The organism is Blautia sp. MSK18_10 (assembly GCF_020553185.1).
In the GTDB taxonomy this organism is placed as follows: Bacteria; Bacillota; Clostridia; order Lachnospirales; family Lachnospiraceae; genus Blautia_A; species Blautia_A wexlerae.
This window is the reverse complement of record NZ_JAJCGT010000032.1, coordinates 1-26,752: the sequence shown is the minus strand read 5'-3', so window position 1 is coordinate 26,752 and position 26,752 is coordinate 1. Positions and strand designations below refer to the sequence as shown.

Below are 26,752 nucleotides of genomic sequence, written 5' to 3'. Positions count from 1 at the left end.
AGTAACGGTATGCAGACCATGCGGAATCTTGCACGAAACATGATATGGATGATGCGCTGTTTTAAACTTGGAAGAGAGAGTGGTATTCTGTATCCGGAAACAGAAACTGATGCTTGTACCAATTTCATAAAACGAAGTGATACGTTACGTTAAGCCGATGGCTTTAATTGGAAGTTTTGGAATTAAAAACTGTATGAAAATGTGCTATGATAAAATTGATAAATTAGGATTTAGAGGATGTGAATGAGCAGCATGAAGAAAACAAAAGAAGGAATTAATTTGAAAAAACTCCTTAGGCTGAAGAATACAGGCAGTATCTTTGTGATTGCGGGGCTTTTGATGATTTTTGTAATAGCGTCGTACACATATATTCTGCAAAGTTCTTACACTAAGACCGCCCTTGAAACAGAAATCACACGTGACACAGCGAGTGCAGATGCAGTACACAAACTTGTGAATGGAAGAATCGGCAAAGAAGATTTTGATCAAATCAAAGATCAATCTGATGAAAAGAAGCAATTATATAAGGATATTTCTTCATATTTCAATGAAATCAGAACACTGAATTCTACTCGATATATTTACACCGCTAAAAAAAATGAAGAAGGAAAACTCGTTTATGTGGTAGACGGTTTGAATCCGGATGCGGATGATGTAAGACACCCTGGAGATTATATTGAGGAAGAAATGGTTCCGTATATTGATAGGGCTATTTCTGGGGAGAATGTGTACTCTCAGGATATCATTGATACAACATGGGGTCCGATTTTTACGGCTTGCTATCCTGTAAGCGCAAATCTTGATGGGACAGGAGAAATCATTGGCGCATTTTGCATTGAAATGGATATGCAATCAGCTTATGGAATGGTTGAAAAGACGAATCATATTTCCATCATCTGCGGTTTAGTCGCAGGAGCTATATTGCTTTTAATTTGTCTATATACCTATTATGTTTACCAGAAAAGCAAGGCAGAAGAGCAAAAACAAAAACAATTATTAATGACCGCCGCTGAGGAAGCAGATGCTGCCAACAAAGCAAAATCTGCGTTTTTGCTTAGTATTAGCCATGACATCAGAACGCCGATGAATGCCATTATTGGATTTACAAACATTGCGCTTCACCAGAACACGGTTTCAGATATTCATGGTAGCTTGGAGAAAGTTCAAAAAAGTTCGAATCATCTTCTCTCTTTGTTGAATGACGTTCTGGATTTTACTCGCATTGAAAGTGGAAAAGTTACTATTTCGCCCGAGCCAATGGACATTACTCAATTGACAGATAACGTCCAGGCGATTATGAATGGACTTCTTTATAATCGAGATCTTAAGTTTGAAGTACATCGAGAAATCTCAAAGAACCCATATGTCCTTGCGGATGTTGTGCGTATCCGAGAAGTTTTGGTGAATCTTCTTGGCAATGCTGTGAAATTCACAAAGGACGGCGGAAAGATTACTTTGGATATCAGCAGTTACCCAGGAGCGGATGAGAAACATATCATAACTCGTTATGTTGTTCGAGATAACGGTATTGGCATGAGCGAAGAGTTCCAGAAAAAATTATTCGATCCGTTTTCACAAGAAGATGATGCTAATGCCAGAACCCAATATAAGGGAACCGGTCTTGGTATGGCCATCACAAAAAAATATGTGGATATGATGGGCGGTTCAATTGCTGTTGAGAGCAAAAAAGGTGTAGGTTCTACATTCACAGTGGAGATCCCACTGGAGTTGACAGAACAGGTTATTCAATCAGAACAAAAACAACATCTACATAGAGATTTGACGGGTATTCATGTTCTTATGGCTGAGGATAATGATTTAAATGCTGAACTTGCTACGATAATGCTGGAAGATGCTGGTATGACCGTAACACGCGCATCAGACGGAAAAGAAGTTGTGAATTTGTTTAAAAATCATCCACGAGGCACATACGATTTTATTTTGATGGATATTATGATGCCAAACATGGATGGACACCAAGCAGCAAAAGCCATTCGAGCCTTGGGTATAGAGCGGTCTGATGCAGTTACGATTCCAATTGTAGCTTTGTCTGCAAATGCTTTTATAGATGATATTCAGGAATCCCTGGATTCAGGCATGAATGACCATATTTCCAAGCCGATTAACATGGAGGAATTAATCGATACTATCACTAAATACATTAAACACGATTAGGAAAACAAAGAAGTTAATTCTGATGAAAAGTTTGCACTGGTCTTGCACTGACTTTTCTATTTCGATGTGATATTATTATAATCGCCAGAAAAGCAATGAGGGTCTACGGAGTTTTCCGTAGGCTCTTTTTTCTTGGCCGGATGCGTCTTTCATCCTTTCACGCATCCGTACATACGAAAGGAGGATTTTTTTTGTGAAAATCTTAGAAAACAATAACAAATCAAACAACCTAGAAGAAAACTTAATTTTGGTTGAAACTATTCCGATAAAAGAATATACTTATAATAGGCTTGTTGTATCGTTTGGAGGAAAATTATGGATTATATAACAACGATCGAAATGTCAAAAATATGGGGAATTTCATCTAGAAGAATTTCTCTTTTATGTAGCCAGGGAAGAGTGCCTGGAGCAGAGAAAAAGGGAAAGACTTGGCTAATACCAAAAGATGCGGTAAAGCCAACAGATCCTCGAAAGAAAAATAGATGACGTATTGGAGGTTATAATGCTTATGTGAAGACCAGAACATTGGTATATTTTAAGGATAAAATTTGTGAAATAAAGAATAAGCTTGTGAAGGCTATTTTTTATTATATAACAGTAATTATGCTGGTATTGGATCCAATATATTTGTGTTTACTCAGTGGAGCATTTGGTGGTGGAGATGTAAACGGAATCCTTTATTTAATGCCACAGGCATGGATATGGACGATTTTCGCCTTCATATTACTTTTTAACATATGGATTCTATTAAAAAAGGTAAATCCAACGTATACTGCGTCATTTAAGGAAAGATGAAACAAAAGGAGAAGATATGGAATCAGATATCATTAAAATCAGTCATCTGAATAAAAGCTTTAGCGAAGTAAAAGCGGTAAATGATTTGAGCTTTCGTGTGAAAAAAGGAGAATTGTTTGCGTTTCTTGGAGTAAACGGTGCAGGGAAAAGTACAACCATTTCCATTCTCTGCGGATTGCAGAAAAAAGACAGCGGAACGGTTCAAGTAAACGGAATAGAAACTGACAAAGTCGGCGCACAGACAAAAAGAATGCTTGGTGTTGTGTTTCAGGATAGCGTACTTGATAAACCGCTTACGGTGAAAGAAAACCTAAAGAGCAGAGCTGCTTTATACGGCATTACAGGAAATGCCTTTGATAAGAGATTACAGGAGCTGGTCGAGATTCTGGATTTTGACGAGTTTTTAAACAGACCTGTAGGTAAGCTGTCGGGAGGTCAGAGAAGAAGAATTGATATTGCCCGTGCATTATTGCACAGACCGGAGATTTTGATTCTTGACGAGCCTACTACAGGGCTTGATCCGCAGACAAGGCAGTTAATCTGGAATGTTATCGAGAAACTTCAGAAAACTGAAAATATGACAGTATTTCTGACTACACACTATATGGAAGAGGCTGCTAATGCCGGGTATGTTGTGATTCTTGACAAAGGAAGTATTGCAGCGGAAGGTACACCATTTGAACTTAAAAATGATTATGTACAGGATATAGTGTCTGTTTATGGTATTTCCGAAGATGAAATAAAGTCATTGAACAGAGAATATAAAAAAATACGTGACGGATATCAGATAAAAGTAAGAAATACGAAAGAAGCTACGAAGCTTATTGTAGAGCATCAGGACCTATTCACGGATTATGAAGTAGTAAAAGGCGGTATGGATGATGTATTTCTTGCAGTCACAGGAAAGAAGCTTGGAGGTGAACGCTGATGAGAACAGTATTGGCATTAATGGACAGGAACAGGAAACTGTTTTTTAAAGATAAAGGTATGTTGTTTACATCAATGATCACACCAGTTATTCTAATTGTTCTGTATGCTACATTTCTTGCAAAGGTTTTCAAAGATTCTTTTACAGCAGCAATTCCGGATATGATTACAATTTCGGATAAGCTTATTAATGGAACCGTGGCAGCACAACTGACAGCATCACTTATGGCAGTGAGCTGTATCACTGTAACATTTTGTGTGAATCTGACTATGGTGCAGGACAAGGCAAATGGAACAAGGAAGGATTTTAATGTTGCACCGGTCAGCAAGGAAAAAATTTATTTGGGATATTTTCTGTCAACAGTAGCTAATTCATTGATGGTCAATGGACTTGCGTTTGTATTATGCCTGGGATATTTACTTAAAATGGGATGGTATATGAATACAGCAGACATATTATGGGTTTTATTTGATATGATATTGCTCGTCCTATTTGGAAGTACGCTTTCAAGTATCATTAGCTTTCCGTTGACAACACAGGGACAGCTTTCGGCTGTAGGTACAATTGTCAGCGCAGGATATGGTTTTATATGTGGTGCTTATATGCCGATTTCAAATTTTGGACCAGGTCTTCAGAAGGCACTGTCTTATCTTCCGAGTACATATGCCACTTCATTGATTAAGAATCATATGCTTCACGGAGTTTTCAGAGAGATGGAGAGAAAAAATTATCCGGATGAAATGGTTGAAGCGATAAGAGACACGCTTGATTGCAATCCGGTATTTCATGGAAATGTGGTGAGTATAAATCAGATGATTGGCATTATGATGGGAAGTATAGCTGTATTTGGAATTATTTACTATGTGGTTACATTGTTGTTAGCGGGTGAAGGCAGACGATAGGAAATATTGTTTTTAGCGGGTGAAAGTTCTAGGGATATGGAACGATCTGAGTACAAATGAGCAGGAAACAGTAATGTCAATGCTGCGTGGTCTTCGGAAGTAGAAGAACAGTTCGAGTATATGTATCGGCTGTTCTTTTTTTTATTTTTTGGCGTTAAAACGGTAATGTTTTTCTTGTGTACAGTAGAGTGCTATAGTATAATAAAACCAGTTTTTTTGCATAAGTATTAAAGCTATAATATGGAAATTGGCAAACCAGATGAAAGTCTGGGACGCAAAGCTACAGGGCCTGTAAAATGGCAGCCAGTTGCATGAAATGAGGTGCACTGTCTGTTTGACAGTGCTTTTTTATGGTAGAGCACTTGAATAAGTAATACAGAAGCTGTTTGGAAAAATATTGTGAAAAATAGTGTGGAGGTTATTGATAATTAATGAATGTAAAATTAAAATCTGGAAGCAAGCAAGCAACTGTAGCCTAGAGGAGGGGAGAAAGATGAAGAAGTGCAAATTAGTACAGAATATAATGAATTTCAAATTTTGTTACATTATATTTTGCACAATTATATGTTTTATTGTTTTATCCGTTCCTGCATCTGCCAAAGAAAACTCTGACAATGTTATCCGGGTAGGATCTTTTGAGGAAACTTATAATGTAGTCAATGAAAAGGGAGAAAGAAGCGGCTATGGTTATGAGTATCTTCAAGATATTGCAGGTTATGCAGGATGGACATATAAATACATAACAAGTGATTGGAAAAACTGCTTTACACAGTTGGAAAATGGAGAGATTGATATTCTTGGTGGCATTTCCTATACAGACGAACGTGCTGAAAAAATGCTTTTTTCCGATATGCCTATGGGGGAAGAGAAATATTACATCTATACGGATGCATCCAATATGGATCTTACAGCAGGAAATTTGGATTCTTTTGAGGGAAAAAATATTGGTGTGTTTAAAGATAATATAGTGGAGGATGTGCTTAATGAATGGGAATCAAAATATGGTCTGTATACGAAGCATATCAATGTTTCTACAAACACAGAAATTATGGACAAACTGTCGAACCATGAAATTGACTGCTTCGTTTCGCAAGAAGACCCCCGTTGGGAAGAATCGGATATTTCACCGCTTACAAGTATTGGAGAGACAGAAATCTATTTCGCTATAAATCCAGAACGTCCGGATATCAAAGAATCACTGGATAGTGCTATGCGCAGAATCAAGGATGACAACCCATTTTACACAGATGATCTCTACAGGCGTTATCTTTCTGCACAGAGCAGCTCGTTTCTTTCAAAAGAAGAAAGTGAGTGGATCGGGCAGCATGGTGCAATCCGGATAGGGTATTTGAATCAGGATGGAGGTATCAGCAGTGTAGATCCATCAACAGGTAAACTGACAGGTGTTATTACAGATTATGTGGATCTTGCAGAAAATTGTCTGCAAGGTCAGACTCTGGAATATGAATTAAATGAATATGAGACAAGAAGTGAACTGCTTCAGGCATTGCAGGATGGAAAAATAGACCTGATTTTTCATGCAAACCAGAATCCATACTTTGCAGAAACAAATGGATTTGCTTTGTCGGATACGCTATTGACTCTGAATATGGCAGCAATTACGGCAAAGGATTCTTTTGATGAAAATAAAGAGAATATAGTTGCCGTTGAAAAAGATGATTTTGCATTGAAAGCATATCTTTCATACAATTATCCGCAATGGAAGGTTGTGGAATATGAAACATCAGATGCAGCAGTAAAAGCAATGCAGAAAGGGGAGACGGATTGTATTGTAAGCAATTCAGGTACTGTTTCAGACTATTTGAAAAATAATAAGCTTCATAGTGTTTTCCTGACAAAAGAAGCTGATGTTCCATTTGCTATTCAGCAGGGAGAACCGGTTCTTTTGTCCATTCTGAATAAAACACTGACATCTATGCCTACAACTCAATTTTCAGGTGCAGTAGTTTCGTATAATGTTTCCTCACGAAAAGTTACAGCGAAGGATTTTATTCAGGACAATTTACTGACAGTATTACTTATCGCTGGAATTTCTTTTTTCGTTGTCCTGTGTATAATTCTTGATTCTTTGAAAAAATCAAAACGTGCGGAAGAAAAATCCAAGAAGTCTGCTGAGCAGGCATTGAAGCTGAATCAGGAGCTTGAAGAAAAACAGCAGGAATTACAAAATGCACTTGTAGGAGCACAGAGTGCCAATAAGGCTAAGACTTCCTTTTTAAATAACATGTCTCATGATATCAGAACACCGATCAATGGTATTATTGGTATGCTTACGATTCTTGAGAAAAGCGGAAATGATGCTGAGCGGGCAAAGGATTGCATGAATAAAATATATGAGTCATCGAAGCTGCTACTATCATTGATAAATGATGTTTTAGATATGGCAAAGTTAGAATCAGATACAGTGGTTTTTGGTGATGAATCCATCAATCTGGATCAGGTATGTCAGGAAATCACGGAGTCACTATCTTTTCAGGCAGAAGAAAAAGGACTTCATGTTATAGGAGAACATGATGATTACAGTGGTATATATGTTTGGAGCAACGCAGTTCATCTGAAAAAAATATTGATGAATCTGTTTACAAACAGCATGAAGTACAATAAGGTGAATGGTTCTATTTACATGAGTATGAGAACGATTGAAAGATCAGAAGATCACATGACATGTGAATTTAAAATAAAAGATAATGGAATTGGAATGTCAGAAGAATTTATAAAAAATGAATTGTTTACTCCATTTGTACAGGCAGATAATTCCCCACGTTCTGATTATAATGGGACAGGTCTGGGAATGCCTATTGTGAAACAACTTGTAGAAAAGATGGGCGGAACCATAACAGTTGAAAGCAAGCTTGGTGAAGGGAGCTGTTTTACTGTAGTACTTCCATTTAAAATTGATACGAATGCACGGCCGGAAGAAAAAGAAGATTTCAATGCAGATATATCAGGTGTCCGGATATTATTGGTTGAAGATAATGAGCTGAATGCGGAAATAGCAGAATTTATACTGACGGAAAATGGGGCTAAAGTAGAAACAGTGAAAAATGGGTTAGAAGCTGTTCAGCACTTTGAAGCCTGCGAATCAGGAACATACGATGTTATTTTAATGGATGTCATGATGCCGGTGATGGATGGGCTTACTGCCACAAAAACAATAAGATCCCTGGAACGGCAGGATGCAAAAACAATCCCTATCATTGCTATGACTGCAAATGCATTTAGGGAAGATGCAGAAAAGTGTATGGAAGCAGGAATGAACGCACATTTGTCAAAGCCGATTGTGATTGAGGAAGTTATAAAAACGATTTTAAGGTATGTTCATAATGATTAGCAGAGGTTCATGAATTAGTGGAATACAATTGACAGGGCTAAAAGATGACAATGCAGGAGTGCTATAAAGCTATCGGAGGAAACTATGAGGCTGTTTTGGGACGCCTTCACAGCGAAGCACTGATTTAGAGATTTACATTAAAGTTCCTTGAAGACCAGAGTTATCTACAGTTAAAACAGGCATTGGAAAATAAAAATTATGAAGATGCTTTCCGCAGTGCGCACACATTGAAAGGGGTGTGTCAGAATCTTTCCTTTGACCGTCTGTATGAGGTTAGTGATAAATCCTTACCGAACCAGATTTATTCACAGAATCTTATCAAGGTTATGCAGGAAAAAATCGATTTCTTCAAATCGAACAGTGGCATAAATTCGATTGATTACAATGCAAGTTCGGGGCAATTAACTATAATAAATGAAAAACAGAAGATAATATACCAGAGAGAAGATCCGGGATTTGATGTATTCAAAGTGTTTGAATAACTGCGCGTCGCATTCTCGTTACTTCAGTAATAGATAAGATTCTATAAAAGATAATACTATCTGATTTAAAATAATTCAACTACTTTCGACATTACTATAAATCAAAACAAATTGATTGACAAAGAAAACCTAGAGTTTATGCGGGATTAATGGACTTTATAATCGATGTAACTGTCAAAGACCCGGCTGCCCTGATTGTTTCATTATCAAATTGACATCTGATTATTGTATAGTATAATTACAATTAAAAACACCGAAGATAAAAGACGGAGGAATTATATGAAAGCACATAAATATTGGTCAGTAGGAGCATTGATCACAATGATTGGTACTTTTTACACTGGACATAAAGGGTTAAAATCAAGCCACAAATACTTTGCGTTAAGCTCTATACTATGTATGACAATGGCGATATATACAGGGCATAAAATGATTTCCGGGAATAGGAAGAAAAAGGTGAATAAAGAGAAAGTTACAGAGAGGGAGGAATAATTAATGTTGGAAGTAGGGGTCAAGGCACCTGATTTTGAGTTGCCAGATCAAAATGGAAAAATACACAGATTATCGGATTATGCAGGAAAAAAAGTAGTATTATATTTCTATCCCAAGGATAATACAGCGGGATGTACGAAACAGGCATGTGGTTTTTCCGAGAGATATCCTCAGTTTATTGAAAAAGGTGCAGTTATTCTTGGGGTCAGTAAGGATTCTGTATCCTCTCATAAGAGATTTGAGGAAAAATATGGACTGGCATTTACACTTTTAGCAGATCCAGAGCGGAAAGTTATTGAAGCTTATGATGTATGGAAAGAAAAGAAAAATTATGGCAAAGTCTCTATGGTTGTGGTAAGAACTACATATCTTATCGATGAACAGGGAGTTATCATCAAAGCCAATGATAAAGTCAAAGCAGCAGATGATCCTGAAAATATGCTTAAGGAATTAGATTAATGAAGATAATATTATCCCCTGCTAAAAAGATGATTACAGATACTGACAGCATAGCGCCGGATGGATTGCCTGAATTTATTGAAAAGACGACAGAGATACAAAGTTGGTTGAAAAGCAAGTCAAAAGAAGAACTGAAGACTATCTGGAAATGTAATGACAAAATTACAGAACAGAACTTCAATAGATTGGAAAACATGGATCTTTATCATTTACTTACTCCAGCTGTCTTATCATATGAAGGAATTGCTTTTCAATATATGGCTCCATCCGTGTTTGAGGACAGTCAGTTTGAGTATGTACAAAATCATTTGAGAATACTATCTGCGTTTTATGGCGTTCTAAAACCGTTGGATGGCGTGACACCTTACCGCTTGGAAATGCAGGCAAAAGTCGGCATAGGAGATGCAAAAAACTTATATGAATACTGGGGAGATATGTTGTATTGTTCAGTGATCGACAACAGTAGGATTATAATTAACCTGGCATCAAAAGAATATTCCAAATCTATAGAAAAGTATCTGACATTACGGGATAAGTATATTACAATTGTATTTTGCGAGTTATCAGGAGATAAACTGGTGACAAAAGGTACATATGCGAAGATGGCTCGTGGTGAAATGGTTAGGTTCATGGCTGAAAATAGTATTGAAAATCCTGAGGATATAAAAAAATTTGACAGACTTGGCTATGCGTTCAGGTATGATCTATCGTCAGATACGGAATATATTTTTGAACGCAGAATAGAGATAACATCTTATTAAAAAGGTACTTATTGTAGGTATTTTTTTAATAAAGTGATTCGATTTAACTTAAAAAATCATTACAATGTCAGGTGTGTAAAATGCGGTGAGGTATCAGGTGTAGACGTGGATGAAATATCAGACTTGATAGAAATGATTCATGACACGAATGGAATAAAATATTTAGATTATGATATTTCATTTAAAGGTATTTGCCCAAAATGCAGGGAGAAAGTAAAGGAATAGCATAGTTATTGAAATGAATATTATTTAAGGTTCAGGATAAATTGCAAAATGCAGACAAACAAGAAAAAAGGTAAAAATATAATAGGTATTATACAGAGTTTCCTTATATTGATATTAGTAGTTCTTATTATTTTTATGATGATTCAGATTAGTAGGCTACAGGGGACAGCACGCGTAATAAATTATGCAGGCCTAGTACGTGGAGCTACACAGCGCGAAGTAAAATTAGAAATTACAGGAAACCAAAATGAAGAATTAATTAAATATTTGGATGATATTTTTCTTGGATTAAGATATCAGGATGGACATTATGATCTGGTAAAACTCAATGACGAAGAATATCTGGAAAAATTGCAAATTCAGAGTGATTACTGGGATAAATTGAAAAAAGAGATTGAAGCAGTAAGAAACAAGGGATACGAAAATACAGACATTGTTAATATGAGTGAAATATATTTTACGATGGCAGATGAAACTGTCTCTGCCGCAGAAAGCTATTCAGAAAAGATTGCTATAAAGATTCGTACCATAGAGCTTCTGTCGGCACTTGATATGTTGAGTCTGGTGATATTGGTTATTATGCAGACTCTAAGGGCAATGCAGATGGCAATGCAAAACAGACTGCTGGAACAGAAAGCATTCATAGATGCCTATACTGGACTGCCAAATAAAAATGCCTGTAATGAGCTACTTAATAAAAAAGATATAATTACAGATCCTACAGCATGCATAATGTTTGATTTAAATAATCTAAAAACTGTAAATGATACAATGGGACATTCCGCAGGAGATCAGTTAATATTGAATTTCGCAAAGCTTTTGCGCAGTGTTATTCCAGAAAAGGATTTTGTTGGAAGATATGGCGGAGATGAGTTTATAGCAGTCATTTATCATACAAGCGAGGCGGAAATTAAGGTGATATTAAAATCATTGTACAGAGAAAAAAACAGATTAAATAGTTATGAAAATCAAATACCAATCGACTATGCCTGCGGATGGGCATTATCCTCCGATGATATGTCGGGTACAATGCAGATGTTATTGGATGAGGCAGATGCTTATATGTATAAAAATAAACAGTTATGCAAGAAATATAATTAGCTTTCAGCTCAGAGTAGATGAATCTTCTTAAATGAGTAATCGATAGAACCCTGTTGGAAAAACCAATAGAGTTTTTACTATGTTATTGTGTGATAATATCACGAAAGTCAGTTTATAATACAGTCATAAATTAAGCAAGTAAGACTCCGAAAGATTTTTGAACAATTCCGTATTGGTATGAAGATTTGTCATGAAGTTATCGCTATACTTCCGGGCTGCACCGCAGAGAAATCTGTGGTGTTTTTTGACTTTCTGTATATGGTGAGTTTGATGGAAAACAGATCAATGATACTGGAGCAGGGCTTCCGCGGATATTGAGAAAACGGAACGAATGTGATATCTTTTTATTAGGATAAAACGGCGCGAGGAGGAAATGACATGGTTGTTTATTTTTCAGGAACGGGAAACAGTAAATATGTAGCAGAGAGGATTGCCGGCAGCTTGCAGGAAAAACTGATCTGTATGAACGAACGGATCAAATCGGGTGATACCGGGTCTGTTAAGACAGGAGAGAATCTGGTAGTGGTGGTACCGACTTATGCATGGAGAATCCCGCGTGTGGTTTCTGACTGGATCGGACAGACAGAATTTGTCGGGGCGAAGAACGTCTGGTATGTGATGAGCTGCGGAAGCGGTATTGGTGGCGCAGATATATACAATCGAAAACTGAGTGAGAAAAAAGGATTAAAGCATATGGGGACGGCACAGATCATTATGCCGGAGAATTACATTGCCATGTTTAATGCTCCTGATGTGGAGAAAGCAAAGAAGATTGTTGCGGCAGCAGGTCCTGATATTGCTAAAGCTGTGTTGGCAATCAAACATGGAGAGAAGCTTCCATCAAAAAGTGGCTTCGGTGCATCTTTTGAGAGTGGTCTGGTGAATGATATCTTCTATGCGGCATTTGTAAAAGCAAAGGCATTTTATGCAGATCAGACCTGTACCGGATGCGGCAAATGTGTAAAAGTCTGTCCGTTAAACAATGTGACAATGAAAAATAAGAAACCTGTATGGGAAAAGCATTGTACGCATTGTATGGCCTGCATCTGCTATTGTCCGGCTGAGGCAATCGAATATGGCAGGAAGAGTGTTGGAAAGCCCAGATATTGTTTTGAGAATCTGGGGCTTGAGAAATATGACTATAGCAATCCTCTAAAATAATGCATCTTAATCCAGTCCATCAGAGTGTGAAATCTGCGTCAGATATTTTTGCCTTGCGTCAGCACGCCTGCAGATATCTTCCTTGTCTTTCGCACTCTGCTGAACTGTCTTAAATGCATTATTTACGAGGATTGCTATAGACGGTCGTAAATTGCAGGCAAGATATGGAACATAAAAAAGTATCTGATAAGGGGGTATTAGATCATGTCTGCTTATCAGATACTTTGTTTATGCTTCTGGCTGTGTTCGTGTCATCAGTTGATTAGTTTGATATTTACGATCAATTCTCGAAAAATGTGACAGTAAAACCATCAGTTCCTATAGTTACGTCAGAAATAGTATCATTATCCCAGAGAGCATCCGTAATGACAGACTTTAAGGCTTCGTCCAGAATAAGATTAAATTCTTCTTCGATAAGTGAGAATGGAACCAATTTCTGGACTTCTGCACATTCCAGAATAAAATTAAGTATTTTTTCTTCCATGATAAATCCTCCTCGTAAAATTCCATACAGCATATATTACAATAGACAAAGCAATCTGTCCACCTTAGATTTTATTTTTGATAATTCATTATGGTACGATACAGGTGGCGGTATATGACAACCGATTAGAAATTACTTCTCCAGGAAAGCTGCCAATGGGACAAACATTTATATCGGATGTACCTTGATGGTGGAGATATATAGCTAATTATTCAGAACTTTCATAGACAAAACGGATTCCATCGTATATACTTTGAGTAGAAACGAAAAAAGAAAAGTAACTGTTCATGATAGTTTAGAGTATCTGCGTAATGAACAGCTACGGGAAAAAGGGGAACAGTTATGTTATTGGTAAAGAATGCAGAGATTTACGCACCGGAATATCTCGGTAAAAAGGATCTTTTGATTTGCGGGGGAAAGATTGAATGTATACAGGATTCCATCAGAGAATTGCCTGTGGAGTGCGAGGTGCTGGATGCAGAGGGCAAGATTCTTACTCCTGGATTTTTAGATCAACATGTACATATTACCGGAGGCGGTGGAGAGGGAAGCTTTCATACGCGGACACCGGAATTACAGATGTCAGAACTGGTAGAGAACGGTATCACAACAGTGGTGGGACTTCTGGGTACGGATGGTATCACCAGGAGTGTGGACAATCTTTATGCGAAGACCCGGGTACTCTGTGAGGAGGGCGTGAGTGCTTATATGCTCACAGGTGCTTACGGATATCCCAGCCCGACTATCACAGGTGAAACAGACAGGGACATCGTATTCGTGAATGAGATTTTGGGTGTGAAGCTGGCGATATCTGATCACCGGGCACCTAATGTGACTGGTGATCAGTTGGTTCAGATTGCAAGTAAAGCTCGTGTGGCGGGAATGCTCAGTGGAAAGCCAGGCATTGTGGTGCTTCACATGGGAGATGACAAAGATGGTCTTGCACCGGTATTCCGGGCATTGGAGGTGAGTTCTGTTCCTGTACGGATTTTCCGTCCCACTCATGTCAACCGGAATGAAAAGTTGCTGGAAGAGGGCTACGAATTTCTGAAGCGGGGAGGTTATATTGATCTGACCTGCGGTATGCACACTTCACCGGGAGAATGTGTTCTGGAGGCTAAAAAGCGGGGACTGCCCACAGAGCATATCACAATGAGCTCTGACGGACACGGAAGCTGGTCTAATTATGCTGAGGACGGCAGCCTTCTGGAGATAGGTGTATCTGGTGTGGATGCACTTTATAAAGAGTTGAAATATATGGTACAGGTTCTGGGAATGACTCTGGAGGAAGCACTGCCTTATATGACCTGTCAGGTGGCAGAGGGGCTGGATTTACTGGGAATCAAGGGAACTGTGGCAGAGGGGGCCGATGCGGATCTGTTGCTGTTTGATCAGGATCTGACGCTGGATACTTATGTAGCCAGGGGAAAGATCTTTATGAAGCATGGAGAGGTGATTCGAAAAGGCACCTATGAGAAGTAAAAAGAAAATAAAAACGAAACCGGATATATGGCTTTCTGTTGGAAACCTGTATATCCGGTTTTGTTTTTGGGCTAAAAATCAGGATGGCAAAGTGTCGATAAAAATCTGCCGTTCAGATGGTGATACACTATCGATGACAAGACAGGATGCCAGAATATTGAGCATAGCCATAGGTGCAGTCATAGAGTTATAAAACAGCTTCGTAGATGTGGGACAGAGAAGCAATAGTGTGCTGTGCGCAGCTGCCGGTGAAGTATCACTGTCTGTGATGGTCAGAATCGGTACCCCTGATTTAGCTGCTTTTTTAGCAATATTTCCAATCGGAAAATAATAGCGGGGGAAAGAGAAAAAGATTACCAGGTCACCATCCGTCAGCTGTTGGATAATCTTCTGGGTGACTTCCAGATCCGATAAATCAATCAACGCAGAATTCAAGTACAGAATTTCCAAACGGCTCTGTAAAAATTTGCCGGGAACCAGAGAAATATCATGGGCAAAGATGTAGATACGGGTGCTTTTCCGGATTTCATCAGAAGCCTTTATGACAGATTCCAGATTGATGTTGGTAATAAAATCAGAGAAAACTGCGGCCTCTGTATTGCAGATTTCATGAAGCATTTGTTCCCGCTCGGTGTCTTCGCCTGAGGTACGCTCTGGCAGAAAAAAGGAAGAAGAGGAGGCCTGCTTAATCATTTTTTGGGTATAGTCCCGAAACTGCTCCTTTAAGTCCAGAAAGTTGGAGTACCCCAGTTTTTGACAAAAACGAAGCAAAGTCAGCTCGGAGGTACCGGTCTGATGGCTTAGCTGTGCCAGTGTAATGTAGCTGATTTCCTCCGGATTAGCAATTAGATAATCTGCGATTGTTTTCTGCTTTTTTGTCAGGGCAGGATAAAGTTTTTGAAGATGCTCTAAAATATCCATAGATATTACACGATGTCCTTTCTTTGCATGGCGCATGCAATGTTTTATATTTTTTTCATAAAAATATAAGTAAAAACTTTACAAATTTATTATAGCATGTATAATGGAAAATATAAAGTAAAGTATATACTTAACAAAAAATCGAAAGAAAATCATAGTATATAGATTTTCTTTCGAAAGCAAAGGAGGAAAAAGGCTATGAAGAAACTTTTTGAGAAACACTTCGAACGGACATGGTTGATTATTTTTCTGATTATGTTTGTATTAATTATGATTCCGTTCCCGTTTTTCTACAGCGAGACGTATATTCCCGCATTTGGTGGTGTTCCACTCTATATATTCGGATGGATTGTTCACACTGCCATTACATTTGTGCTGATTATTGTTTATTATCGCATGTGTATGAAGAGAAAAGAATATCACACTTATGATGAGGAGGACAAATAAATGAATGGAGCAGCAGTAATTCAGCCAGCACCGATTCCTTTCTATACAGTTCTGGTACTTTATCTTGGAATTATGGCATTTATTGGTTGGTACGCAGGACGTAAGACGAATAATATTGGCGATTTCTTTGTATTGAGTGGAAAGGCTGGCGTGGTAGTAAGTGGTATTGCATATTTCTCAACCCAGTTTTCCATGGGAACATTTCTTGGTACACCGGGAACCATTTACGGTGTAGGCTATGCAGGAATGGCTATCTCTGTACCTGGAGCTGTGTTCTGTATGATTCTTCCGGCTCTTCTTATTGGCCGTAAGCTGATTACTCTTGGTCATAAATATGGTTTCCTGACTATGGCCGATTACCTGACAGACCGTTATCACTCCAAGAAGATGAGCGGTGTTTTGGGCGTGATGATGCTCTTCTTCCTGGTTCCGATGATGGGCGCACAGATTATCGGAGCAGGTGTTATTGTACATGTATTTACCGGACTGCCTGAATGGGTAGGTGTTGTGGGAATGGGTATTATCGTTATTCTCTACTGTATGAGCGGTGGTATGAAAGGTGCCATGATGACGGATGTTATCCAGGGATCTCTGATGATTGCTACTGCAGTGGTTACATTTATTGTATCTGTAGTAATGGGTGGAGGTTTCTCTAACATTAACCATACACTTCAGAGTATGAATGAGGCTTATCTGACCTTCCCGGGTGCTAACGGTTATATGCCTTGGACTTATTATGTATCCAACATTGTGCTATGGTCGTTCTTTACCATGGGACAGCCTCATCTGTTTACCAAGTTCTTTGCCATGAAGGATCATAAGACCATGTTCAAAGCAATTCTTCTTGGTACTGCAGGTATGTTTTTCTCTGCAACTCTGATTGAGTGGGCCGGTGTAAATGGTATTGCTTCCATTCAGAATATTGAGAAGGCAGATCAGATTATTCCTATGATTCTGCAGAGAGGCATGAATCCTTTCCTGGCTTCCATTTTCATCGCAGGTATTGTGGCAGCAGGTATGTCCACAATCGATGGTATTCTGGTAACGACTACCGGTGCTGTTACCCGTGATATTTATCAGAAGATTATCAATAAGGATGCTACAGATGAGAATGTTATGAAGTTGTCCAAGGTAGTAACTGTAATCATCGGTATCATCGTAATTTGCTTTGGTGTATTCCAGCCAGGCAGTATTTTTGAAATTAACCTGTTTGCATTTTCAGGAATGGCAATTTTTGTAGTGCCGATTCTGTTTGGAATTTACTGGAAGAAAGCAACAGCGAAGGGAGCAATCGCATCGGTTATAGTAGGTATTATTTCACTGTTGCTCTTTACACTGAATCCGTCTGTCAAGGCGTTGGCTATGGGATTCCATGCACTGTTCCCAACTACGATCATTGCTTCTATTGTAATGATTGTAGTAAGTAAATTTACAGAAACTCCGCCGCAGGAGACTATTGATCGTCATTTTACAGTATAAAAGTTAGGAGGCGTATTTAAAATGTATCTTGCAAAAATGACTACAGCACAAGCAAAAGAGGCTTTTGAGAAGGATCCGATTATTGTGATTCCGGTGGGAAGCACCGAGCAGCACGGAACACAGGGGGCGTTGGGAACGGACTTTATGGTACCGTCCTATCTGGCGGATCATGTGGAGGATGTAGATAACGTAATCGTAGCACCTACTGTTCCATACGGTGTATGTCCTTATCACTTAAGCTTTGAGGGAAGTATTAATATTGGTTATGAGGGACTGTATATGGTTCTGCATGGCATTATGGACTCTTTGATGCAGCATGGCGCAAAACGTTTTGTAGTTCTGAATGGCCATGGCGGCAATACTCCATCCATTGATCGGGCGGCTCTGGAGGTATATCACAAAGGGGGCGTATGTGCAAGTGTAGACTGGTGGAGTCTGGTGGCTCAACTTGACAAGAAATTTGATGGCGGCCATGGTGATGTTCTGGAGACCTCAGCTATGATGGCAATTGCTCCGGAATCAGTACATCTGGAACTTAGCAAGCCTATCAATGCACAGGATCCTTCTGAGAATATGAAAGCGGCTTATATCCAGGCAGTTAATTTCAAGGGTGGTATCGTACGTCTTGTGAGAGATACCAAAGAAATTGCTCCAAGCGGCTGGTTTGGACCTTTTGATCCGAAAGATTCTTCCGCAGAATTTGGACAGGAGGCCCTTGATTTGGCAGTATCCTATATCCGTGATTTTCTGGAAGAAATGAAGCAGATAGAACTGTCTTCCTGATATATATCTGAAGGGATGGGGGTGTCGTAAAATCATCAAATTAGATGATTGAGCGATGCCCTCGCTTTATATGTGTAAAAAACCGGAAAGAATCTTTTGAACTGTTAGATCTTTCTGGCTTTTTACGTACTTTAAGCAGTTAGTCTATGAAAAATAGGTTAGCTGCTTTTTTTCGTCTCAAAAACAATTATCTTTGAATCAGTTATAATAATTTTGTGAAATTCATCATATTACCGCTGGATAGTTCTATGCCAAATTGCACATTATAACATACAGAACAGGAGGAATGCTTATGACATTGGAACAGGTTGTACTGACAATGATTAATGACAAAATGCTTGATAATGGACAGATTTCCGAAAAACTGCACAGCAGTATCCAGAAAGACATTATAACCTTGAGTACATTCAATACAGCAGCCGCGAAGAATGGAGAACAGATGGACAGTTCAGATGAATATTGCCAGCGAATCAGTTGATTGGAAAGGAATAAGATGGATATTTATGCAACACGTGAGGAACTGAAATCCCGGCAGAAAAATATATTTGATCTGAAACTGAATGTGGCGTATTATGCCCGAGTCAGTACGGATAAGGAGGAACAGAAAACCTCTATTGAGCATCAGTGGACTTTTTTTGAACAACTGATTTCAGACGTAAAGAATTGGACGCTTGTGGATGGTTATATAGACGAAGGAATCTCCGGTATTACCGTAACCCACAGAGAGGAATTCCAGAGAATGCTCCAGGATGCAAAAGCCGGGAAAATTGATCTTATCATAACTAAAGAGATTACCCGTTTTGCCCGAAACGTATTAGACAGTATACGATATACAAGAGAGCTTCTGGACTGTGGAACTGCTGTCTGGTTTAGGAATGACAATATCAATACATTAGATGAGGATTCGGAACTCAGGCTGTCAATTATGTCCGGTATTGCACAGGAAGAAAGCAGAAAACTTTCAAGTCGTGTGCGTTTCGGTCATGCAAGATCCATACAGAACGGTGTGGTTCTTGGTAATTCACATATATATGGATGGGACAAGCGAAACGGAAAATTGTTTTTGAATCCCGAAGAGGCAAAAATGGTACAGCTTATTTTTGAAAAATATGCTCTGGGAAACTGGTCTACCCATTCACTGGAACAATTTTTATGGGAATGTGGATACAGAAATTATAAAGGGGGAAGGATTGACAGCCATGTGATTGCCAATATTATCCGAAATCCTAAATATAAGGGTTACTATGTTGGTGGAAAAGTAAAAATAGTTGATCTCTTTACTAAGAAACAGAAATTCCTGCCTGAAGATGAATGGGTGATGTATAAAGACGATGGTACCCATGTCCCTGCAATTGTGGATGAAAAACTGTGGGAAGATGCAAACAGGATTCTGGAAGAAAGAAGTAAAAATATCAAGTTGAAAAAAACTTCCTATAAGCAGGACAACCTTTTTACCGGACTTATACATTGTGCGGAAGATGGAGCTGCATACTGGCTGAAAGTCAGAAATGTCCGCGGAAAAGCTGCAAAGACCTGGGTATGCAGTCATCGCATAAAACAGGGCGCAGTTTCCTGCAGATCAAAACCGGTAAAAGAAGAAATCCTGCTGGAGATGATATCGGATGTTTATAACAATCTGGCTCAAAGCAATAAAAGTATATTGCATAAGTATCTGGAACTTTATGAGAAAGAGATTAACAAAACAGAAGGAACTGAAGAAAAAATTGACAACATACAGCATGAAATAATCGTACTGGAACAGAAGAGAGATAAGCTGCTGGATTACAATATGGGCGGCTACATTTCTGATGCAGAATTTTTAAGCAGAAACAAGGTTTTTACACAGCAGATAGCAGAGACAAAAGCGAATCTGGAACAATTGAAAAGCATGAAACCTCTTTCAAAAACAGAATTGACAGATCAGATGGACAGGATATTAGACTATGCAAAGGAATATTCCTGCGTAAAACCCAAAGATATCACCAGAGCCATGATTGAAAACACAATCAATAATATAGAAATAACTCCGGTTAATGAAAAGAAAGCAGAAGTGATGATCGTATTTAAAAGTGGAAGTCTGCACAGCTCTGAATCTGTTATTCCGGCACTGGGACAGGAAAAAACTTATACTACGGAGACAGGGTATGAATATGTTGTACATTCAGGAATTTCTATGTAGATATTGCACTCACATATGGAATTCTTTTGCGAAGGTTACGAAAAGTAAGAAGTAGTGAATATTTCAGTTTGAAATAATATATAAAACAGGTGTAAGACATGGCAAATACGAAAAAAAGATGGACAGCCGATGAAATCGAAATATTAAGAAAGTACTATCCCGCAGAAGGAGATCAGGTCTGTGAAAGATTATCCGGAAGAACTGCAAAAAGCTGCAGGATCCAGGCATCAAAAATGGAAATATCCAAAAACATTTCCTCTTCAGCAACTGTACAGAATGATGTTAAATATGTCAGATTATGGACAGAGGCAGAGGATAAAATACTCAGAGAGTATTATGCTGCGGAGGGCAGTAAGGTACGTTATCGCTTAAATCAGAGATCAGCAGAATCCTGCAGAGGAAGAGCTGCTGCATTAGGACTTACTTATTCCGGGGCAAACAGAAAATGGAGCAGCAGCGAAGATGAAATTCTGAGAAATTATTATCCGACAGAAGGTGCTGAAGTTCAGAAAAGACTGGAGGGAAGATCCAAAGAGGCATGTAATAAAAGAGCTGCCAAATTAGGTCTTTGCATACAGGGAAGAAAAGAATGGACTGCAGAAGAAGATGAAATTATAAGAACATATTACAAAGCGGAAGGCAGGAAGGCAGCAGAACGATTGGAAGGGAGAACTCTGACTGCCTGTCAGTCCAGAGCTAAGTACTTAAATGTCAGATCAGACAATAACAGACTTCCATGGACACAGGAAGAGGATGCGATCATTTCCCGATATTATGAAGAAAAAGGTGCCGGATATGTGCATACTCTTATTCCTGAAAGATCTCTTCAGGCATGCAAATACAGAGCGATGATTCTGGGATTAAGCAGGAAAACCAATGATCCATGGACAAAAGCCGAAGAGAAGATACTGAAGAAATACTACCCGGTTGAGGGCAGCAATGTTTATAAACGTCTGAATAACCGTACCAGAAATGCCTGCATCAGCAAGGCAGCCCAATTACATCTGCAATATGGACTTCCTATGTATAAAGGACCTGTATTGGATGAATGGATCATACTGGCAGTGAAACAGGGGATCACAAAAGTAAGACAATCTATGACATACAGTGAGATAACCTTTAAACCCGGAAAACTCCCTGAACTGCATCTGAGATTGGAATGTGATGAAACCGGAAAATTCAGGGTTTATGAGAAGTCTGTTCTTTTGGATGAAAAAGAATATGACAGGCAACGGGTTGAGAATCTCGCGGATACAATGGGGCTTCAGATAGAAGGAAACAAAATTACTTTAAACAGCAGCGAAAAAGAGATAGAAGATGATATTTTCAGACTGATAGCAGGATGTTACCTGATTTATTACCTGCATTATTTTATGGAATTGCCATAATTGCTCTATTCTGTCTTATCTTGCTGTGAAATGATAAAAATTTGTCAACAGGATACTGCTTGATTTATGAGATACTTTCTCAACAGATGCAGAATAATTCTCTTGCATTTTCACGCAGGTTAGAATATACTAACCAACAGAGTTAACCAAAGCAAACTATTGCGTGATTTGATCATTTAAATTTCCACTGCAGAAATGGGGTGAATCGGATGATTTTATCCGCTTCATCTGAAATGAGATGATACACAGATAGCTTCAAGTCAGGGTCGAAACATCTTTGGCCCCTGATATCATATTACAGGAGGATAAAGAAACAGATGAAGAAAAGAATGGCAATTCTGATGTCTATGGCAATTGCGGCAAACATGATTGCTTCTGTACCGGTATGTGCAGCAGACATATTTACAGATTCAATGACTACGGATTCAGCGATCACACAGGAGGCAGATGATGATTCCTTTAGTGATGGATCGGGAACACCGGATTTTGCGGATGAGCAGGAGAATGTACAGGTGGCTCAGGATGAGGGTACACAAAGTGTGAAAGAACCGCCGGAGGTGATAGCAGAATATGAAAGTGGTTCTTTTGCGAATGTTTGTAAACTAAAAACTTCTCTTAACTCAAGGTATGTTGAGCAAATTACAGGAATATCTATTAATGGAACAGAGTGGAATGAAGTAACTTATTCGTGGAATCTTACAGGAACAACATATATTAAAAAAGACTCAGACGGTTATGTTGGACTATCTCCAGATAGACTTGAAGTGGGTAATGAGATTGTAATCACCAGTACCGGATACAAGGATCTTACTTTAAAGGTAACAGGAACCGGAAAACACTGGAACGTTGAAAAAGTAACTTCACAGTCTGAAACTGAACAGACCAAAGATGCGCCAACATTTGCGGGAGATCAAGTGGAAATTTCAGGTACAGACTACAAGATCATTAAACCAGCTGATGAAAATAATGTTTCTGATTATATCAGTAAAATCAAAGAAATATCTGTAGATGGGACAGTATGGGATAAAACAGATTATGCAATAGCATTATATGGCAGAAAAGCATATTGTCCAGACAGCAGTAATAATCGTGTTGTATTTGATTCAACTGTACTTCATACTGGAAATGTCATTACAATAAAAAGTGATGGATATAAAGAACTTTATCTTAAGGTAACTGCAGAAGGAAATGACTTCAAAGTTGTTACAGCTGATTCCGGTGAAACTAATATTAACGGTGCATCTAACGGAGTGAACACTCTTCATGTCAGATTAAAAGGATACTTCGAAAGCGCTGTTACAGGGCAGCAGAAATACGATGCAGTTTCAGGGGCATCCACTTCTGTTTCATCCAACAAAAACAGTAATGTAGTTGTGGAAGCAGCTGATCTTCCGGATGGGCAGGAACCTGTTGAAGCTGACTGGAAGGAGTTAAAAGAAACAGGTGTAAAAATTGACACAAAGAATACAAAGGTAAACATTGACAGTGAAAGTGGGATGGCAGGGATGTATTCCACATATGACAGTTCTCTGTCTCTCAGCGGAACTCCTGCTAAAATCGGTACATATCCTGTCAATGTTACAGTAACTGATGAATCAGGGCGTACAGTAACAAGTAATGAGCTTACTTTCAAGGTTTACAGTACTAAGGAAAAACTGGCAGATCATCTGAAGCTTGAAAATGCAACCAAGACTGCAGATGGAAAATACATGTATGATATGGATCCATGGGTAATTCCTGATTTTAATGATACAGATGATATTGTAACAGTCCCGGCAGAGATTAAAGCCTGGTATGGCTCTCACACCAGCGGTACATATGGAGAACTGGGATATGCTGTTTCAGAGGGAGAAGCTACAACCCAGACATTGATCATACCGGCTGGATGTGATCTTACAATGGTCAATATGAAGGTTCTCAGCAGTGTGAAGATAAAAGTAGAAAATGGCGGAACATTGAATCTGAGAGATTCTTCCATATATGGACAGATTGAAGTAGAAAATGGTGGAACAATATCTGTCAATCACGATGATTATAGCGGAAAATTCCTGACAGGTACTTCCATTAATGGACAGCTGATTCTGAATGATGGAGCGACCATAAAGAATTCCATGATCTACTCCAACACTAATTTCCTTCCCAATGGAACACAGGCACGTCACAATACATCACCTGTTGTTGTGATAAGCGGAAATGTAAAGGTAGAAGGAAAAGTATATATCAAAGGTGATGAAGCTGCCACAGGAACAGATCCTGCCACAGGAAAAAGCTACAGCGGACAGCCGGCCTTGAAAGTCAGCAGCGGAACACTTACTATTGGCGAGGGCAGCCAGCTTGCAGCATACGGCGGAGGAAACATAGCAACTACTTCAGTTGGCGGTGCAGCGGTGATTCTTGACAACGGAACGATTTCCGGAGCAGGAACGTTGATTGCTGTTGCAGGACGAGGAGATGGTGATAACGGTGGCAATGCAGTTGAGGGCACCGGAAATGTAGAAACAGCAAAAGCATATCTGGAGGGGGGTTCTGCTTATTCATTTATGAACAAAAATGCGGAGCCAGGTAAAGCGTATACTGAATCTGTCACTATATCTCCTTCTACAAAAGGAACAGCAGTAAATGGTAAAAAAATAACTTCCAACAGTGAATCTGCTCCGGATACATATTGGAGTGACATTACAAAAACACCAGATGATAAAATTCAGAACTGTACTATATCAGATACCACAATCATACAGACCGTAAATCCATCACCATCGGTAAATCCATCACCGTCGGTAAATCCGTCACCATCAGTGAATCCAACAGTAACGCCGGTACCAACTGTTACTCCGATACCGGATGCTTACCCGGAGGGAACTGAGAAAGATAGAAATGGAAACCTTGTTACACCGGAAGGAATCGTGATCAGTTCAGATGGAACTGTAACACTTCCGGATGGCACGAAGCTGACACCTGATGCAGATGGTAAAAAGCCAACTGTAAATAAAGATGAAACTGTAACAGATACAAAAGGAAATACCTACAGTACAGACGGAAGTATCACAGATTCAGACGGAAATTATACCAGACCTGCAAAAGCAGTTATAAAGAATGTATCTGTTTCCCAAAACTCCGTAAAAATGGTGCTGAATGAAGAGTGTAAGGGTGCTCTGAAATATGATTATGTGATCGGCACCTCTGAGGATATGCTCAAAACAGGACAGTATACAAAGGTCCTGAAAAATCAGGAAGAACTGAAGTCTGCATTTGCATATATGGATAAGGGAACCTGGTATGTAGCATGCCACGCATGGCTTAAGGGTGAAGATGGCAAAAAAGTATTTGGACAGTGGTCTGAGATCCATAAAGTAGATGTGAGTGCCATTACGCCACAAGCACCTGTGATCAGTAAGGTAACTGTTAAAGGCTCCACAGTGACAGTAAAATATACGAAGAGCAAAAACGCTCAGGGCTATGATGTAGTTCTCAGTGATACCCTTACCAAAACTAACGGACAGAAATGCCCTGCTGTTTCCGGAGAAAATTATTATGTAAAAAAGATAAAAGGAAATACAGTAACTGTTACATTTAAGAATGTTAAATCAGGCACTTATTATATTGGTTTACATGCATGGAACCGTACTTCTGAGGATAATTCAAAAACATTCAGTGAATGGTCAAATGTCAGAAAAGTTAAAATGAAATAAAAAATTGTGAATAATGGTTGAATAAATCAGAGGGGATACCGGCAATGCACATTATACATTGCAGTATCCCCTCTGATTTGTCAGGAATGTTGCAGAGATTTCGCTTTTAAGAAAAAAGATACCAGTTTTACTAGCAGTTTATGTGGAAAACCGGAAAGAACCCTACGGAATAAAAAGTGTGTATTGGAACCGTTACTGTTCAGGGGTTAGCTGGACAGTAACTTTCCATGTTTATAGATTCGATTTTATCGGCGGTATGAAAGATGGTATGTTGGAAATGGCGAATGGGCATTTTTTCCGTGGGATTAGAAAAATAAACAGCAGGTCCTCACCCACTGCTTATTGCTTTTCGTAACCTCCACAGGGGAGTTACTTGATTCGGTTAAAATATATGTAAATTTTCCACCAAAATATTATTGACGTAAGAAAAGCCACATGGTATTTTATTTTTGGAAAAACTGAAAATTATTTTAAAGGCAAACCTGTTGAAAGGCAGGGACGCAAAGCCAGAAGGGACTAAAGTCAGAAAGCTTGACCATGTCAGCCGGTTGCCACTGTTTCCATATCATCATAATATATGGAAAAGCTGTTTGAACAGAAGAGATTCCGATACCTTTTATACTATATAGATGTGTGATTTTAAAGAAATATAGTAGGGACACTGGCAGAGATTTTGGCAGGTGTCCTTTTTGTATGCAAAAATGGGTAACAAAACTAGTGTACCAACAAGTTGATTTCTAGAACAATCTTGCGTCTAAATTTCTTATTTCCGCGTTGTCGTCGGTCGCCGTAGCCACCGCTACGCCGCCTTCCTCCGCCTTGAAATAAAAAAATTTATCCTGCAAGATTGTTTCAAGAATCAACTTGTCGGCACACTAGCAGGGACAAGTTTTCTGTATACAGATAAAAGAAGGCATAAGACAGAGAGAGGATTTTTATAAAATGAAAAATTATGAAGACAAAATATATTCTTTAGGATAATAAGCGGGAATCCTCGGCAATTCAATTACCGAGCCTGCAAATAAAAAGTCAATAGCAAATTGATGATTTCAGGCAAAAATTTTTGC

The 26,752-nt window shown here is 38.8% G+C and carries 22 protein-coding genes, 3 pseudogenes and 2 riboswitches; of the genes and pseudogenes, 23 read left to right on the top strand and 2 right to left on the bottom strand.

All coding sequences use genetic code 11. From position 1 onward, the window contains the following. Positions 1–252: 252 nt before the first annotated feature. From LI074_RS12445 to LI074_RS12380, 14 genes and pseudogenes are all read left to right on the top strand, one after another. Complete coding sequence (locus LI074_RS12445; RefSeq protein WP_173698238.1) at positions 253–2,175, top strand: ATP-binding protein; 1,923 nt, start codon at positions 253–255, stop codon at positions 2,173–2,175. A gap of 193 nt (positions 2,176–2,368) precedes the next feature. Next, a complete protein-coding gene (locus tag LI074_RS12440) occupies positions 2,369–2,503 on the top strand; it encodes a hypothetical protein (protein WP_265107675.1) in 135 nt (44 codons plus the stop codon). Further along, entirely contained in the window at positions 2,491–2,661 is a 171-nt protein-coding gene (locus LI074_RS12435) for a helix-turn-helix domain-containing protein (protein ID WP_008371604.1), read from the top strand. The genes LI074_RS12440 and LI074_RS12435 overlap by 13 nt, the downstream gene beginning before the upstream one ends. A gap of 24 nt (positions 2,662–2,685) precedes the next feature. Further along, the gene (locus LI074_RS12430) at positions 2,686–2,970 is read left to right on the top strand and encodes a hypothetical protein (RefSeq protein WP_173698237.1); all 285 of its coding nucleotides are present in this window, start codon (positions 2,686–2,688) and stop codon (positions 2,968–2,970) included. A 16-nt stretch (positions 2,971–2,986) separates the two neighbouring features. After that, positions 2,987–3,898 carry an ABC transporter ATP-binding protein gene (locus tag LI074_RS12425; protein ID WP_120062653.1) on the top strand — a complete coding sequence of 304 codons (912 nt, stop codon included), beginning with the start codon at positions 2,987–2,989 and terminating at the stop codon, positions 3,896–3,898. Continuing rightward, the gene (locus LI074_RS12420) at positions 3,898–4,800 is read left to right on the top strand and encodes an ABC transporter permease (RefSeq protein WP_055057976.1); all 903 of its coding nucleotides are present in this window, start codon (positions 3,898–3,900) and stop codon (positions 4,798–4,800) included. The genes LI074_RS12425 and LI074_RS12420 overlap by 1 nt, the downstream gene beginning before the upstream one ends. 239 nt (positions 4,801–5,039) lie before the next feature. Continuing rightward, positions 5,040–5,115, top strand: a riboswitch (cyclic di-GMP riboswitch). Positions 5,116–5,293: 178 nt separating this feature from the next. After that, positions 5,294–8,152: a response regulator gene (locus LI074_RS12415; RefSeq protein ID WP_173698236.1), complete on the top strand. Its 2,859-nt coding sequence runs from the start codon at positions 5,294–5,296 to the stop codon at positions 8,150–8,152. A 179-nt stretch (positions 8,153–8,331) separates the two neighbouring features. Beyond that, positions 8,332–8,634 (top strand): annotated as a pseudogene (locus tag LI074_RS17940) (Hpt domain-containing protein); the annotation flags it as partial. A 279-nt stretch (positions 8,635–8,913) separates the two neighbouring features. Continuing rightward, complete coding sequence (locus LI074_RS12405; protein WP_120062651.1) at positions 8,914–9,126, top strand: DUF6219 family protein; 213 nt, start codon at positions 8,914–8,916, stop codon at positions 9,124–9,126. A 3-nt stretch (positions 9,127–9,129) separates the two neighbouring features. Next, positions 9,130–9,585, top strand: a complete 456-nt coding sequence (locus LI074_RS12400; RefSeq protein ID WP_173698235.1) for a peroxiredoxin — start codon at positions 9,130–9,132, stop codon at positions 9,583–9,585. Continuing rightward, entirely contained in the window at positions 9,585–10,346 is a 762-nt protein-coding gene (gene yaaA, locus LI074_RS12395; RefSeq protein ID WP_120062650.1) for a peroxide stress protein YaaA, read from the top strand. The genes LI074_RS12400 and yaaA overlap by 1 nt, the downstream gene beginning before the upstream one ends. A gap of 42 nt (positions 10,347–10,388) precedes the next feature. Next, a pseudogene (locus tag LI074_RS17935) lies at positions 10,389–10,571 on the top strand (transcriptional repressor); the annotation flags it as partial. Between the two features lie 48 nt (positions 10,572–10,619). Continuing rightward, positions 10,620–11,672 (top strand): GGDEF domain-containing protein, encoded by a 1,053-nt coding sequence (locus tag LI074_RS12385; RefSeq protein WP_161234089.1) that lies wholly within the window; start codon positions 10,620–10,622, stop codon positions 11,670–11,672. A 378-nt stretch (positions 11,673–12,050) separates the two neighbouring features. Further along, positions 12,051–12,833, top strand: coding sequence for an EFR1 family ferrodoxin (locus tag LI074_RS12380; protein WP_144137116.1), 783 nt, complete (start codon positions 12,051–12,053; stop codon positions 12,831–12,833). Between the two features lie 280 nt (positions 12,834–13,113). Here LI074_RS12380 and LI074_RS12375 read toward each other — a convergent pair whose 3' ends face one another. Next, positions 13,114–13,317, bottom strand: a complete 204-nt coding sequence (locus LI074_RS12375) for a hypothetical protein (protein ID WP_020993865.1) — start codon at positions 13,315–13,317, stop codon at positions 13,114–13,116. 83 nt (positions 13,318–13,400) lie between these two features. On the opposite strand from LI074_RS12375, the pseudogene LI074_RS17930 reads away from it, so the two are divergent. Both LI074_RS17930 and iadA read left to right on the top strand, forming a co-directional pair. Further along, a pseudogene (locus tag LI074_RS17930) lies at positions 13,401–13,484 on the top strand (ATP-binding protein); the annotation flags it as partial. Positions 13,485–13,659: 175 nt separating this feature from the next. Continuing rightward, complete coding sequence (gene iadA / locus LI074_RS12370) at positions 13,660–14,799, top strand: beta-aspartyl-peptidase (protein ID WP_008704262.1); 1,140 nt, start codon at positions 13,660–13,662, stop codon at positions 14,797–14,799. 78 nt (positions 14,800–14,877) lie between these two features. Here iadA and LI074_RS12365 read toward each other — a convergent pair whose 3' ends face one another. Then, the gene (locus LI074_RS12365; RefSeq protein WP_008704261.1) at positions 14,878–15,720 is read right to left on the bottom strand and encodes a MurR/RpiR family transcriptional regulator; all 843 of its coding nucleotides are present in this window, start codon (positions 15,718–15,720) and stop codon (positions 14,878–14,880) included. A 198-nt stretch (positions 15,721–15,918) separates the two neighbouring features. Between LI074_RS12365 and LI074_RS12360 the strand changes: the two genes are divergently transcribed. From LI074_RS12360 to LI074_RS12330, 7 genes are all read left to right on the top strand, one after another. After that, positions 15,919–16,167: a hypothetical protein gene (locus LI074_RS12360; protein ID WP_020993867.1), complete on the top strand. Its 249-nt coding sequence runs from the start codon at positions 15,919–15,921 to the stop codon at positions 16,165–16,167. Further along, positions 16,168–17,646, top strand: coding sequence for a sodium/pantothenate symporter (locus LI074_RS12355; protein ID WP_120062647.1), 1,479 nt, complete (start codon positions 16,168–16,170; stop codon positions 17,644–17,646). Between the two features lie 21 nt (positions 17,647–17,667). Continuing rightward, complete coding sequence (locus tag LI074_RS12350; RefSeq protein WP_120062646.1) at positions 17,668–18,429, top strand: creatininase family protein; 762 nt, start codon at positions 17,668–17,670, stop codon at positions 18,427–18,429. 292 nt (positions 18,430–18,721) lie between these two features. Then, positions 18,722–18,907, top strand: a complete 186-nt coding sequence (locus LI074_RS12345) for a hypothetical protein (RefSeq protein ID WP_243097850.1) — start codon at positions 18,722–18,724, stop codon at positions 18,905–18,907. A gap of 15 nt (positions 18,908–18,922) precedes the next feature. Further along, complete coding sequence (locus LI074_RS12340) at positions 18,923–20,608, top strand: recombinase family protein (protein WP_120062644.1); 1,686 nt, start codon at positions 18,923–18,925, stop codon at positions 20,606–20,608. Between the two features lie 98 nt (positions 20,609–20,706). After that, positions 20,707–21,996, top strand: a complete 1,290-nt coding sequence (locus LI074_RS12335) for an SANT/Myb-like DNA-binding domain-containing protein (protein WP_008704252.1) — start codon at positions 20,707–20,709, stop codon at positions 21,994–21,996. Positions 21,997–22,313: 317 nt separating this feature from the next. Further along, positions 22,314–25,685: a hemoblobin-interacting domain-containing protein gene (locus LI074_RS12330; protein ID WP_120062642.1), complete on the top strand. Its 3,372-nt coding sequence runs from the start codon at positions 22,314–22,316 to the stop codon at positions 25,683–25,685. 465 nt (positions 25,686–26,150) lie between these two features. After that, positions 26,151–26,241, top strand: a riboswitch (cyclic di-GMP riboswitch). Positions 26,242–26,752 lie beyond the last annotated feature (511 nt).

What these genes read in the sequence shown, in the direction of transcription:
- LI074_RS12345 (WP_243097850.1), top strand. Translation starts at nt 18,722, where the DNA reads ATGACATTGGAACAGGTTGTACTGACAATGATTAATGACAAAATGCTT.
- LI074_RS12335 (WP_008704252.1), top strand. Translation starts at nt 20,707, where the DNA reads ATGGCAAATACGAAAAAAAGATGGACAGCCGATGAAATCGAAATATTA.
- LI074_RS12415 (WP_173698236.1), top strand. Translation starts at nt 5,294, where the DNA reads ATGAAGAAGTGCAAATTAGTACAGAATATAATGAATTTCAAATTTTGT.
- LI074_RS12340 (WP_120062644.1), top strand. Translation starts at nt 18,923, where the DNA reads ATGGATATTTATGCAACACGTGAGGAACTGAAATCCCGGCAGAAAAAT.
- LI074_RS12405 (WP_120062651.1), top strand. Translation starts at nt 8,914, where the DNA reads ATGAAAGCACATAAATATTGGTCAGTAGGAGCATTGATCACAATGATT.
- LI074_RS12380 (WP_144137116.1), top strand. Translation starts at nt 12,051, where the DNA reads ATGGTTGTTTATTTTTCAGGAACGGGAAACAGTAAATATGTAGCAGAG.
- LI074_RS12350 (WP_120062646.1), top strand. Translation starts at nt 17,668, where the DNA reads ATGTATCTTGCAAAAATGACTACAGCACAAGCAAAAGAGGCTTTTGAG.
- LI074_RS12365 (WP_008704261.1), bottom strand. Translation starts at nt 15,720, where the DNA reads ATGGATATTTTAGAGCATCTTCAAAAACTTTATCCTGCCCTGACAAAA.
- LI074_RS12425 (WP_120062653.1), top strand. Translation starts at nt 2,987, where the DNA reads ATGGAATCAGATATCATTAAAATCAGTCATCTGAATAAAAGCTTTAGC.
- LI074_RS12355 (WP_120062647.1), top strand. Translation starts at nt 16,168, where the DNA reads ATGAATGGAGCAGCAGTAATTCAGCCAGCACCGATTCCTTTCTATACA.
- LI074_RS12360 (WP_020993867.1), top strand. Translation starts at nt 15,919, where the DNA reads ATGAAGAAACTTTTTGAGAAACACTTCGAACGGACATGGTTGATTATT.
- yaaA (WP_120062650.1), top strand. Translation starts at nt 9,585, where the DNA reads ATGAAGATAATATTATCCCCTGCTAAAAAGATGATTACAGATACTGAC.
- LI074_RS12330 (WP_120062642.1), top strand. Translation starts at nt 22,314, where the DNA reads ATGAAGAAAAGAATGGCAATTCTGATGTCTATGGCAATTGCGGCAAAC.
- LI074_RS12445 (WP_173698238.1), top strand. Translation starts at nt 253, where the DNA reads ATGAAGAAAACAAAAGAAGGAATTAATTTGAAAAAACTCCTTAGGCTG.
- iadA (WP_008704262.1), top strand. Translation starts at nt 13,660, where the DNA reads ATGTTATTGGTAAAGAATGCAGAGATTTACGCACCGGAATATCTCGGT.
- LI074_RS12420 (WP_055057976.1), top strand. Translation starts at nt 3,898, where the DNA reads ATGAGAACAGTATTGGCATTAATGGACAGGAACAGGAAACTGTTTTTT.
- LI074_RS12435 (WP_008371604.1), top strand. Translation starts at nt 2,491, where the DNA reads ATGGATTATATAACAACGATCGAAATGTCAAAAATATGGGGAATTTCA.
- LI074_RS12400 (WP_173698235.1), top strand. Translation starts at nt 9,130, where the DNA reads ATGTTGGAAGTAGGGGTCAAGGCACCTGATTTTGAGTTGCCAGATCAA.
- LI074_RS12375 (WP_020993865.1), bottom strand. Translation starts at nt 13,317, where the DNA reads ATGGAAGAAAAAATACTTAATTTTATTCTGGAATGTGCAGAAGTCCAG.
- LI074_RS12385 (WP_161234089.1), top strand. Translation starts at nt 10,620, where the DNA reads ATGCAGACAAACAAGAAAAAAGGTAAAAATATAATAGGTATTATACAG.